The sequence below is a fragment of the Amycolatopsis coloradensis genome (assembly GCF_037997115.1).
Classification (GTDB): Bacteria; Actinomycetota; Actinomycetes; order Mycobacteriales; family Pseudonocardiaceae; genus Amycolatopsis; species Amycolatopsis coloradensis_A.
In genome coordinates this window covers 5,725,105-5,736,119 of record NZ_CP150484.1, presented here as the reverse complement: position 1 = coordinate 5,736,119, position 11,015 = coordinate 5,725,105, and the positions used below count along the sequence as shown (strand labels likewise).

The following is an 11,015-nucleotide window of genomic DNA, read 5'->3' as shown; positions in this document are numbered from 1 at the left end:
GGCGGCTCCCTGCCGGTCGAGTTCCCGCGGGATTCGAGGTCGGCGGACCCCTGAGCCCGGACCAGGGAGAATCCCGGATGCCCGGGCCGCCGCCCGCTTCTAGCGTCGTGATCATGATCCGACGGATACTCCTGACGGTGCTCGCCGGCGCGGCGGTCTTGCTCGTGCCCTGGACCGTCTACCTCGCGCAAACCCTGCCCGACCGGTACGACACCGGCCAGTGGCGCGCGGCCTGGGTCGGATTCGACGTCGCACTTCTGCTCTGCTTCGCGGCCGGCGCGTGGCTGGGGACGCGCCGCCGCCGGGCGGCCGTGCCACTGCTGTCGGCCACGGCCGCGATGTTGTGCTGCGACGCGTGGTTCGACGTCATGCTCGGCTGGACGTCGGCCGAACGGTGGACCAGTGTCGCGCTCGCCGTCTTCGTCGAGATCCCGGTCGCCGTGGTGCTGGCCTTCACCGCGCGCCGGCTGTTGAGCGACGCGCTGCCGCGGCGATCGGTCACCTTGCGGGACATCGCGATGCGGGAGGACCCGCGATACCAGCGGGTGACGCGTGAGCTTCCCGGCGACACGCAGACGGTCGCGCGCCGGACGGGGCTGGAGCGCGCCGAAGTCACCGAATGTCTGAACACTCTGCGGGACAACGGTTTTGTACGTTGTGACCGGAAAGGGAACTGGATCGCGATCCCGCAAGACCTGCGTGAGCCGAGGCCGGAGGATTACGACGGCGCGGATCGGGAACGGATCGCGGCGTTCCTCGACGCGAAGTACGCGGACGAGGTCGCCTTGCTGTCTTGGGCCGCGGCGCACCGCGACGAGTTCGGCCCGTGGTCGACGGCCCAGCGGACCTCGGCGAGGCTGACCGAGGAGGAGTTCCGTGAGCTGGACGCGGAGTACCGCGAACTGATCACGCGGTACTGCCGACGCCGTCGTCGTCAGGTGGAGGGGGAAAAGGAACTTTCCGTGCGCTTCTACGCTTTTCCGCAGCCGCTAGGGCGTGTTTCACAGTGAGAGGTAAGGCAAATGTGTCGTACTCGGGGCTACCGACCACCCCGCGGGCACGCCACCTTTGTTAAACATGTTCGACAAGGCTTCGTGCCGCCAGTGAGAACCTGGGCGCGAAGACCGCCGACTTGGCTTAGGAAACTCAAGCTACGGGTGCCGCCAGGCCAGGAACGTCTCCAAGGTGGTCAACCGGTGTTCGCGCACGGCCAGTTCGATTTCGCCGGCCGGCGCGTTCCGATCGAACAGGTCGAGGATCTTCTGGTGCTCCTGCACGGACTCGTGCGCGCGGCCGGGGACGAAGCTGAACGTCGACGTGCGCAGCCCGGCCAACCGGTTCCAGCCGCGGTTCACCAGATCGAGTACCTGCGGATTGGGGCAGGTGCCGAACAGGACGCGGTGGAAGTCGCGGTTCAGCGCGGTGAATCGCGACGGCTCGAAGTTGTCCAGGCAGGCGGTCAGCTCCGCGTTGAGTGCCTTGGCCTCGTCGAGCGCCTCGCCGGGCAAGGACGGCGCCGCGAGCGCGGCGGCGTAGCCCTCGACCAGCGCGAGCGTCTGCATGGTGTGCTGGTAGTCGCTCTCGTCCGCCATCGCGACCTGCGCGCCGATGTTGTGCTCGTAGGTCACCAGGCCCTCGGCCTCCAGCCGCCGGACAGCCTCGCGCACGGGCACGGTGCTGACCCCGAGTTCCTGCGCGATCTGCCCGAACACGAGGCGGTAACCGGGGGAGAAGGTGCCGTCGTCGATCCTCGCCTTGATCCAGTGGTAGGCGATCTGCGACTTGCTCATCGTGGTCGAGTTGACCGCGTCGCCCGTGGTCACGAGTAGTGCAGCCAGACGGATTTGATCTCGGTGTACGCGTCGATCGCCCACGGCCCCATCTCGCGGCCCCAGCCGGAAGCCTTGTAGCCGCCCCAAGGTGCCGCCATGTCGGGGATCGACGGCATGTTGACGAACACGGCGCCCGCCCGGATACCGTTGGCGAACCGCTGCGCGACGCCCAGATCGCGGGTCCACACGGTCGCCGCGAGCCCGTACTCGGTGTCGTTCGCCCGTGCGAGCAGTTCGTCCGGATCGTCGTAGGCGGTGACGGCGAGGACCGGGCCGAAGATCTCCTCACGCATGATCGTCATGTCGTCGGCGACACCGGCGAACAACGTGGGAGAGTAGAAGTAGCCGTCGCGGTCGACGGGCTTGCCACCGGTGACCAGTTCCGCACCTTGCTCGTTGCCGGTCGAGACGAGGAAGTCCACGTGCTCACGGTGCTTCGCGGACACGAGCGGGCCGAGCTGGGTGGATTCGTCCAGCCCCGGCCCGATCTTGAGGTCTTCGAGCCCGGCGGCCAGCTTCGCGACGAACTCCTGTTCGCGTTTGCGGTCCACGAAGAACCGGGTGTACGCGGCGCAGACCTGCCCGCTGTTCAGCGTCGCGCCCGCGAGGTTGCCCGCGACGGCGGCGTCGATGTCCGCGTCGTCGGCGATGATGCTGGGGGCCTTGCCGCCGAGTTCGAGGGTCAGGCGCTTGAGGTTCGACTCCGCGCTCGCCGCCGTGATCAGTTTCCCGACCGCGGTGGACCCGGTGTAGGACAAGTGGTCGACGTCGTCGTGCCTGCTCAGGAGCGCGCCCACCGCGCCGTCACCGGTGACCAGGTTGACCACCCCCGGCGGGAACCCGGCCTCGTGCACGAGCTCCACCAGGCGGATGCTGGTCAGCGGGGTGACCTCACTGGGCTTGATCACCACGGTGTTGCCGGTGGCCAGTGCGGGCGCGAGCTTCCACACCAGGATCATCAGCGGGAAGTTCCACGGCGTGATCAGCGCGTTCACCCCGACCGGCTCGCGGCGGGTGTAGTGCAGCGTGTCCGGGAAGGACACCGGGTTGGTGGTGCCCTGGATCTTGGTCACCCAGCCCGCGAAGTACCGGAGGTGCTCCGCCGCGCCGGTGACGCTGACCTGGCGTGAGATGCCGATCGGCTGGCCCTGGTCGCGCGTCTCGAGCGCGGCCAGCTCCTCGTGGTGCTCGTCGACCAGCGACGCCAGCTGGAACAGCAGCGCCGCGCGTTGAACCGGCAGCAGTCCCGCCCATGCGGGGTCGTCCAATGCCTTCCGTGCGGCACCGACGGCGGCGTCGACGTCGGCGGCCGACGCGGTGCCGACCTCCTCGATCACCTGGCCGGTGGCCGGATCGTACGTCGGCAGCGACCCGCCTCCCGCGGCGGTCCACTGTCCGTCGATGAACAGGCGTGTGGCCATGGCTAGCTCCTCCTCGACCGGTGTGTGATCGAGTATCGGGCGCCACGAGGTCTCCGGTCTTGCCCGCCAGGGCACGCCGATTGTCGGCCAGCGAACCGAATCCGCCGGACGTCGTCGCGCCTTGCGAGGGTGGGGGACATGGACGTCATCGTGGTGGGAGCGGGTTCGGCCGGTTCGGTGGTCGCCAGGAGACTGGCCGATTCCGGGGCGTGGGTCACCCTGCTCGAAGCGGGCGGGCCGGACACCAATCCGGCCATTCACGACCCTTCGCGGGCCGGAGAGCTGTGGCACGGCCCGGAGGACTGGGACTACTACACCGTCCCGCAGCCGCACGCGGCGAACCGGCGGCTGCACCTGCCACGCGGCAAGGTGCTCGGCGGGTCGCATTCGCTCAACGCGATGATCTGGGTGCGCGGCGCCCCGGCCGACTACGACGGCTGGGACCTGCCGGGCTGGCGATGGGACGACGTTCGCCCGGTGTACGAACGGATCGAGAAGGATCTGCTCGACGTCGTACCGAACGAGCCGTTGCATCCGATCCAGCAGTCCATTGTGGACGCGGCGGTGCAGATCGGCCTGCCGTTCAATCCGGATTACAACGGCGACGAGCTCGACGGCGTGTCGGTGCAACGCGTCACCACGCGCGACGGCAAACGGCTCAACACCTGGCTCGCCTACGGCCGGCCCGCGGCCGAGCGGATGACCGTGCACACGGGAGCGCTCGTGCACCGGTTGCTCATCGAGGGCGACAGGGTGACCGGCGTGCTCGCCGAGGTCGACGGCGAACTGCGCAAGGTCTTCGCCGACGAGGTCGTGCTCGCCGCCGGCGCGCTGGCGTCCCCGGCGATCCTGCTGCGCAGTGGGATCGGCCCGGTCGACGAGCTGGAGGTGCACGGTATCGACGTCGTCGCGGACCTGCCGGGCGTCGGGAAGAACCTGCACGACCATCTGCTCTCGCCGGTCATCTTCGCGACCGATCGCCGTCAGGTCGATCCGCCCGCGCCCGGCCGCTCGGTCACGCAGACCCATCTGTTCTGGCGCAGCCACCCTGATTTGGAGGTGCCCGACACCCAGCCGATCCACTTCAGCGTGCCGATGTACGAGTCGTGGATGACCGGTCCGGAGACCGGGTTCTCGCTGATGGCGGGCATGGTCACGCCACGCAGCCGGGGCAGTCTCCGGCTTTCGGGGCCGAGCCCGCTCGACGAGCCGCTGATCGACCTGGCCGCGCTGGAGGATCCGGCCGACTTCGAGAGCCTGGTCGCGTCGGTCGAGCAGTGCCGGGAGATCGGCCGCGCGTCCGCGCTGGCCGACGACTGGGGCGCCCGCGAGCTGTATCCGGGGCCGGACGCCGATGTCCGCGAGTACGTCCGGCGGACCGCGATCACCTACCACCACCAGGTCGGGACCTGCCGGATGGGCACCGACGCCGACTCCGTGGTCGACCCGGAGCTCGCCGTGCACGGGATCCGCGGGCTCCGGATCGCCGACGCGTCGGTGCTGCCGCGGGTGACCACGGGCAACACCAACGCGCCGGCGGTGCTGGTCGGCGAGCAGGCCGCCAGGTTCATGCTCGGCCGATAATGCGGCGCAGCCAGGAGGCCCGGGCGGCGAGCGCGGCCCGGGCCACCTCGCTGTCCGGGGCGATCCGGTCGAAGCCGTGGTACGCGCCCGCCCAGACGTGCAGTTCGGTGGGCACGCCCGCCTGCCAGAGCCGCCGCGCGTACTCGACGTCCTCGTCGCGGAAGATCTCGGCCGCGCCGACCTCGATGAAGGCGGGCGGGAGACCGGTGAGATCGGTCGCCGTGGCCGGAACGGCGTATGGCGACGTCTGTCCATTCAGGAGGGATCGCCAGCCGAACTCGTTGGCCGCCCTGCCCCACACCCCGCGCTCGGCGAATTCTACTGTGGACGCCGAATCGTTGCGGCTGTCGATCATCGGGCACAGCAGGAGCTGACCGGCGAGCGCAGGTCCACCGCGATCCCTGGCGAGCAAGGCGATACCCGCGCTGAGCCCGCCTCCGGCGCTGCCGCCGCCCACGATCAGCCGTCCCGGGTCGAAGCCGAGTTCGCCCGCGTGCTCGACCATCCACGTCAAGCCCGCGTAGCAGTCTTCGATCGGCGCCGGATGCGGATGTTCGGGAGCGAGCCGGTAGTCCACGGTCACCGCGACGAAGCCGAACTCCTCGACCAGCGAGACCATTCTGGGCAGGTCGGCGAACCGGTCGTCCAGCACCATCCCGCCGCCGTGGATGTTGTAGAACCCCGGCGCGTCCTTGGCGTCCCTCGGCCTGACGACCGTGACGACCACGTCGGTGCCAGGGACCCGTCGGTCCTCCCACACGAGATCCCGGTCGCCGATCGCCTCGGCGCAACTCAGGTTCGCGTCGGCCATCACCCGCCGGATCTCCGCCAGCGATTCGGCGCCCAGTGGCGGTCCGGAAGGCAGCCCGCTCAGGGCTTCGGCGAGTTCGGGATCGAAGGCCGTCACGGTCCCTCCGGATCGACGACGCCCCGGTCGGCCCAATACGGCTCGACGAGTTCGCGGAGCTGCTCCGCTCCCACGCGCTCGACGAGGTCGACGGCGCCCAGGTTGTCCTTGAGCTGCTGGGTGCTCGTCGCACCGAAGAGCGTGGTCGTGTTGGCCGGATGGGTGAGGGTGAACGCGAGACACAGCTGAGCGGGTGTCGCGTCCAGCCCGGCCGCGATCTTCGCCAGTTCCGGGGCGGAGGCGGCGATGCGCTCGCGGATGTCGCCGGGGTCGCGGCCGACCTGGCGCGCTCCGCTGTTCTTGCCCAGCAGGATCCCGCCTTCGAAGATGTCCGACGACTGGAGCGTGACCCCGAGTTCGCCGAAGACCTTCTTGAAGGGGTCACCGTCCGGAATGGACCGTCGCGCGACGCTGTACTTCAGCTGCGCGATCGCGGGACCGGGCACGTTCTCGGCCGCGGCGAAATCGTGCAGGGCCTGGATCGTGCCGGCGGACCAGTTGTTGACGCCCCACTGCCGGATGAGCCCGGCCTCGCGGAGCTCGTTCAGATCCAGCACCAGCCGGTGCAGATCGGTGTCGTCGCGACGGAGGTCGCCCAGCACCACCAGATCGGCGTGCTCGACGCCCGCGCGGAACAGTGCGTTGTCCAGCTGGCCACGGAGGTTGTGCTCCGGATAGCCCTCCAGCCAGAGCTTGGCCGAGAACAGGTAGTCCTCCCGGCGGATCCCGGCCGCGCGGACCATGGCGGAGAACAGCACGTCGGTGAAAACCGGTGCGGCGCCGGGGAAACCGTAGACACCGACGTCGAAGAGCGTGATTCCGGAATCGACCGCGGTGCGGACGAGGTCCACCGCCTCGCGAAAGTCCATCCGGTCGTAGGTGTGCCAGGAACCGAGCGAGAGGACGCCGGTGAGCGGGCCGTCGCGGCCGATCCGGCGCTGCGGGATGACGGTCATGGAGTCTCCTAGGGCTGGGGTGGCGGAGCCGAGGTGTAGTCGGGAAGGTGCCGTACGCGTGAATCCGCCCGGCCCACGCCTGACTAGGGCAGACGGGGGTCGATGACGGCTTTGAGTTCACCGAGCCGCGACATCGACTCGACACTCTGCGAAGCTTGGGAAAGACCGACGGGCGCGCTGAAGAGTTCGTCCCACGGCAGCCGATCGGCGAACGTGCGGAAGAAGTCCACCGAGCCGTGGTAGTCGGCGATGTCGCCGTTGAGCGACCCGACGACCGTGAGTTCCTTGCCCATCACAGTGCCCAGCGCCACGGGGGAGGGCGCGGGACCGGTGGAGCCGACGATCGCGATGGTCCCGCGCTGGGCGGCGAAGGCGACGGCCTCTTCGCCGATGGTCGGCCCGCCGGCGAAGTCGAAGACGTGGTCGGCGCCCCGGCCGCCGGTGAGTTCCTTGACTCGCTCGACGCGGTCTTCGGCGCTGCCGTCGACCGGGATCGTCGCTGTGGCCCCGAAACGCTCAGCGATCTTCAGCCGATCGGCGGGACCGCCGATGGTGATCACGTCGCCCGCGCCGGAGATCCGCGCGACCGCGGTGGCGAACACGCCCAGCGCGCCCGCGCCCTGGACCACGACGGTCGCCCCAGGACGGATCCCGCCCGATCGCGAGACGGCTCGCAGCACGGTTTTGCCCGCGCAGCCCGACATCGAGGCCCAAGTGTCCTTGACGTCGTCGGGCAGGAGAAGCTTCGCCGCGCCGGGAGTCACGTAGCAGTACCGCACGAGCCCGCCGGTGGCGTACGGGAAGACGTCGGAACGCTGGAGGAACCCGTATCCGCGTCTGTCGCACGCGACCGGTTCACGCAAGATCGTGCAGCCGTAACACTTTCCACAGGTCGACTCGGACCAGCCGATGCGGTCGCCCTCAGTGATCTCGCGGCCGAGCGTGTCGGTGGTCCCCGGTCCGACGGCCACCACCTCGCCGACCATTTCGTGGCCCAGCACCATCGGGAGCATGCCGGGGAAGGTCATCTGGCCGGACCAGAGGTGCACGTCGGTGCCGCACAAGGTGGTGCAGGTGATCCGGACCAGCGCGGCGCCCGGTTCCGGCTCCTCGGGCAGCGGTAGTTCCCGCAAGGTGAGCGCGGAGCCGTGTTCGGTGAGCACCGCCGCTTCGGTTCTGTTGACCATCTTTTTAGTCTACAGTCGTAGGAGAAAAAGTCCAGATCCTGGAGGAAACCATGCCGTCGCACCGTATTCGTCCCGCTTCACTCGTGGTTCGCGGCGGTCCTGTGCTCACCTTCGACCCGGCGGACACCGTCGTGCGGGCGATGGCCGTGCGTGACGGCCGGATCGTCGCCCTCGGCGATGTCGCGCTGGACCACATCGGCCCGGAGACCGAGGTGGTCGACCTGGCGGGGAGAACCGTTCTGCCCGGTATCAACGATTCCCATCTGCATGCGACCTGGCTCGGTGCGCGGTGGCCGGACACGCTCATCGGCGGTGCCGGATTCACCGGGGGAGAAGAGAAAACGGTGCGTTCCGCGGTCGAACGGCGAGCCGCCATCCTGCGTGCGGGTGACCTGTGCGCGTCGCTGGGCATCACGAGCTACACCGAACCCGGCCTGGGGCCTGGCGAGACCGGGTGTTTCAGCGTCGAGGTGCTGGAGGAGTACGCGAGGCTGGCCGATGACGGGCTTCTGCGCGCGAGGGTGACCGCGCTGAGGTTGTTCGGGCTGCTCGACGGTGCCAGTTCGCTGGCGGACTTCCGGCGCGGGCTGGCGATTCCGCCGCCTGCCGCGAATCCGTTGTGGCTCACCGTGCCCGGCGTGAAGATCTTCGCCGACGGAATTCCGCCGATGCGCTCCGCGTGGACGCGCCACTGCTACGCCGACGGTTCACACGGAGCGCTGCTCGTCGACGGCGACGACGATCCTGGCCGTGCGGGCAATCTGGCCGCGATGATCAGTCTCGCCCACGACGCCGGGATGACGGTGGCGGTGCACGCCACGGGGGATCGCAGCATCGAGGCGGCGCTCGCCTCGCTCCGCCGTGGCGACCATCTGGTGCACGGCGATCTGGTGACGACGGATCAACTCGCGCGAATGGCCTCGGCGGGCGTGGGCCTGACCACGCAGCCCGCTATCGCGGTGGCCATGCGGGGGATGCTGACGGACGCACTCGGTGCCGAGGTCGGTGCCCGTGCCTGGCCGCTGGCGGAAATGCTGGCCTCGGGGGTCCCGCTGACCTTGAGCAGTGACGCGCCGGTGGTGACGCCCGATTGGCGGGTGCACATCGCGGCGGCCGCCCGGATGCTGGAAGTGTCCGATGTGGACGCCGAGCTGATGAGCCGGTTGCTGCGCTGCTACACCGTCGCGGCCGCCGAGCAGGACGGTGGGGCGGACTGGAAGGGATCGCTGACCGTGGGCCGCGTCGCGGACTTCTGTGTGCTGGCGGCGAACCCGCTTGAGGTCGGATTCGCGGACCTGCCGGACGTCGGTGTCGAACTCACCGTGTCCGGCGGCCGCGTCGTGTACTCAGGTGAGCAGCTGCCCGCCGTCGATCTGGAGGCTCACTCCGGTGAGATGGCCGGCGTCGGCGGAGGCGAGGAACAGGACTGACGGCACCACGTCGGCGACGGAAGCGATGGTTCCCAGGGGAATCCTCGCTTCCCATGCCGCGCGGGCGGCGGTGTCCGAAGCGAACCCGGCGGTCATCGGAGTGAGTACCGGGCCGGGCGCGACGGCGTTGACGCGGATGCCGTGCGGTGCCAGTTCGAGCGCGGCCGAGCGGGTGAGGGCCTCGACGGCTGCCTTGGTGGCCTCGTAATGGCCGAGTCCCGGGGTCGGCTGCCGGGCGCCGATGGAGGTGATGTTCACGATGGCGCCCCGGGTGCCCGCTTCCAGCATGTGCGCGCCGACCGCGCGCGTCATCAGGAACGTGCCGCGGAAGTTCACCCGCATGCAGAGGTCGAAGACGCCGATGTCCAAGCCCACCAACGGCCCGCCGCCCCCGGCGAGGCCCGCGTTGTTGACCAGGACCTCCACCGGGCCGAACCGATCGGTGACCAGCGCCAGCGCCGCGTCGACCGATCCGGGGTCGGAGATGTCGAGTTCGACGTGCTCCGCGCCGAGTTCTCCGGCCAGGTCGTGCGCGGCGCGGACATCGACGTCGGCGATGACCACGCGGTCACCCGCGGACTGGAAGGCTTCGGCGACTCCACGGCCGATGCCACTGGCACCGCCGGTCACCACAACAAGTCTCTTGTTCATTCTACGATCGTAGACTAAAACTGGTTTCCGTTACCAGCGAAAGGAAATCTCGTGGACGAGAAGCAGAACGGGCTCGGCTTCGTCACTTCGGCGCTGAGCCTGGGATCCTGGAACACCTGGGACCGCATGGACTTCGACGACGCGGTGCGCCTGCTCCGGTACGCGATCGACTCCGGGATCACGCTCTTCGACGTGGCTCACTACAACATGGGGCCGCATTCCGAGCAATCGCGCACGGACCTCCTCTTCGGCGAGGCCGTCCGTGCCGCCGGCATCAAGCGCGACGAGTACCAGCTGTGCGGGAAACTCTGGCTCTGGGACTACCCGAACACCGGTTTCGCCGAGCAGCTCGCGACCTCGTTCGACCGTGTCGGCGTCGAGCGTGCGGAAGCCGTCGTGGTCGGCGACTATTTCGAGCGCCCGGACATCCCGCGGATCGTCACCGAGGTGGCCGAACAGATCCGGCTCGGCCGCTTCGATGTCTGGGGCGTGAACAACTGGCAGGCCGCGGACCTCGACCGGGCACTGGACTTCGCTTCCCGCGAAGGGCTTCCGGCACCGCGATTCGCTCAGCTGAAGTACAGCGTCGTGCGGCGTTCGATGGCGGAAGGTCCTTTCTACGGCGCGCATTTCGAGGCGGGACGGTTGACGTTGCAGGCGTCCGACGTGTTCGAGGGTGGCGTGCTGCTCGGCAAGACTCCGTCGCGGAAGATCGGCGCCGACCCGGGCGGGATCCGCGAGTCGATCCGTGCCGCCGCCATGCGTGTCGCCGCTGTTGCCGGGGAATTCGGGGTGAGTCCTTCGCAGCTGGCTCTCGCGTTCTGCCTCGCGTACACGCCGGTGGCGAACGTGCTGTTCGGCGTGAGCCGGATGGCTCAGCTGGAGGACAACCTGGGCGCTGTCGCGCTGGCTGCTTCCCGAGGTTCTGAGGTGCGGGCGGCTCTGGAGGATCTCTGGCTGGACCGCTCGGTCGCCACGGACGGAACTTTCTGAACGCCTTTCGCGGCTGCGATGAAGGACGCTTTCATAGCAGAATTTGCTATGAAA

The 11,015-nt window shown here is 69.1% G+C and carries 10 protein-coding genes; 4 read left to right on the top strand and 6 right to left on the bottom strand.

Annotated features, from left to right (window positions below):
* Positions 1 to 113: 113 nt before the first annotated feature.
* Positions 114 to 1,010, top strand: coding sequence for a hypothetical protein (locus tag LCL61_RS26885; protein ID WP_340682291.1), 897 nt, complete (start codon positions 114 to 116; stop codon positions 1,008 to 1,010).
* A 141-nt stretch (positions 1,011 to 1,151) separates the two neighbouring features.
* Here the strand turns inward: LCL61_RS26885 and LCL61_RS26880 are convergent, their stop codons facing one another.
* Together LCL61_RS26880 and LCL61_RS26875 are read right to left on the bottom strand one after the other, a co-directional pair.
* A complete protein-coding gene (locus tag LCL61_RS26880) occupies positions 1,152 to 1,823 on the bottom strand; it encodes a GntR family transcriptional regulator (protein WP_340682290.1) in 672 nt (223 codons plus the stop codon).
* Positions 1,820 to 3,253, bottom strand: a complete 1,434-nt coding sequence (locus LCL61_RS26875; protein ID WP_340682289.1) for an aldehyde dehydrogenase family protein — start codon at positions 3,251 to 3,253, stop codon at positions 1,820 to 1,822. The genes LCL61_RS26880 and LCL61_RS26875 overlap by 4 nt, the downstream gene beginning before the upstream one ends.
* A 138-nt stretch (positions 3,254 to 3,391) precedes the next feature.
* Between LCL61_RS26875 and LCL61_RS26870 the strand changes: the two genes are divergently transcribed.
* Positions 3,392 to 4,837, top strand: coding sequence for a GMC family oxidoreductase (locus tag LCL61_RS26870; RefSeq protein WP_340682288.1), 1,446 nt, complete (start codon positions 3,392 to 3,394; stop codon positions 4,835 to 4,837).
* On the opposite strand, the gene LCL61_RS26865 is transcribed toward LCL61_RS26870, so the two are convergent.
* The 3 genes from LCL61_RS26865 to LCL61_RS26855 all read right to left on the bottom strand — a co-directional run bounded on the left by LCL61_RS26865 (position 4,821) and on the right by LCL61_RS26855 (position 7,887).
* On the bottom strand, positions 4,821 to 5,744 hold the full coding sequence (locus LCL61_RS26865) for an alpha/beta hydrolase (RefSeq protein WP_340682287.1): 924 nt from the start codon (positions 5,742 to 5,744) through the stop codon (positions 4,821 to 4,823). The genes LCL61_RS26870 and LCL61_RS26865 overlap by 17 nt on opposite strands.
* A complete protein-coding gene (locus LCL61_RS26860; protein ID WP_340682286.1) occupies positions 5,741 to 6,700 on the bottom strand; it encodes an aldo/keto reductase in 960 nt (319 codons plus the stop codon). Before LCL61_RS26860 ends, LCL61_RS26865 begins: the two co-directional genes overlap by 4 nt.
* Positions 6,701 to 6,783: 83 nt before the next feature.
* Positions 6,784 to 7,887, bottom strand: a complete 1,104-nt coding sequence (locus LCL61_RS26855) for a zinc-binding dehydrogenase (RefSeq protein WP_340682285.1) — start codon at positions 7,885 to 7,887, stop codon at positions 6,784 to 6,786.
* Positions 7,888 to 7,937: 50 nt separating this feature from the next.
* Here LCL61_RS26855 and LCL61_RS26850 point away from each other — a divergent pair, with 50 nt between their 5' ends.
* Complete coding sequence (locus LCL61_RS26850) at positions 7,938 to 9,317, top strand: amidohydrolase (protein WP_340682284.1); 1,380 nt, start codon at positions 7,938 to 7,940, stop codon at positions 9,315 to 9,317.
* Here the strand turns inward: LCL61_RS26850 and LCL61_RS26845 are convergent.
* On the bottom strand, positions 9,234 to 9,950 hold the full coding sequence (locus tag LCL61_RS26845; RefSeq protein ID WP_340688687.1) for an SDR family oxidoreductase: 717 nt from the start codon (positions 9,948 to 9,950) through the stop codon (positions 9,234 to 9,236). The genes LCL61_RS26850 and LCL61_RS26845 overlap by 84 nt on opposite strands.
* 69 nt (positions 9,951 to 10,019) lie before the next feature.
* On the opposite strand from LCL61_RS26845, the gene LCL61_RS26840 reads away from it, so the two are divergent.
* Positions 10,020 to 10,961, top strand: a complete 942-nt coding sequence (locus LCL61_RS26840; protein WP_340682283.1) for an aldo/keto reductase — start codon at positions 10,020 to 10,022, stop codon at positions 10,959 to 10,961.
* Positions 10,962 to 11,015: the final 54 nt, after the last annotated feature.

Excerpts from the sequence above, each read along its gene's own strand:
- LCL61_RS26870 (WP_340682288.1), top strand. The coding sequence starts at position 3,392 with ATGGACGTCATCGTGGTGGGAGCGGGTTCGGCCGGTTCGGTGGTCGCC.
- LCL61_RS26875 (WP_340682289.1), bottom strand. The coding sequence starts at position 3,253 with ATGGCCACACGCCTGTTCATCGACGGACAGTGGACCGCCGCGGGAGGC.
- LCL61_RS26860 (WP_340682286.1), bottom strand. The coding sequence starts at position 6,700 with ATGACCGTCATCCCGCAGCGCCGGATCGGCCGCGACGGCCCGCTCACC.
- LCL61_RS26885 (WP_340682291.1), top strand. The coding sequence starts at position 114 with ATGATCCGACGGATACTCCTGACGGTGCTCGCCGGCGCGGCGGTCTTG.
- LCL61_RS26850 (WP_340682284.1), top strand. The coding sequence starts at position 7,938 with ATGCCGTCGCACCGTATTCGTCCCGCTTCACTCGTGGTTCGCGGCGGT.
- LCL61_RS26855 (WP_340682285.1), bottom strand. The coding sequence starts at position 7,887 with ATGGTCAACAGAACCGAAGCGGCGGTGCTCACCGAACACGGCTCCGCG.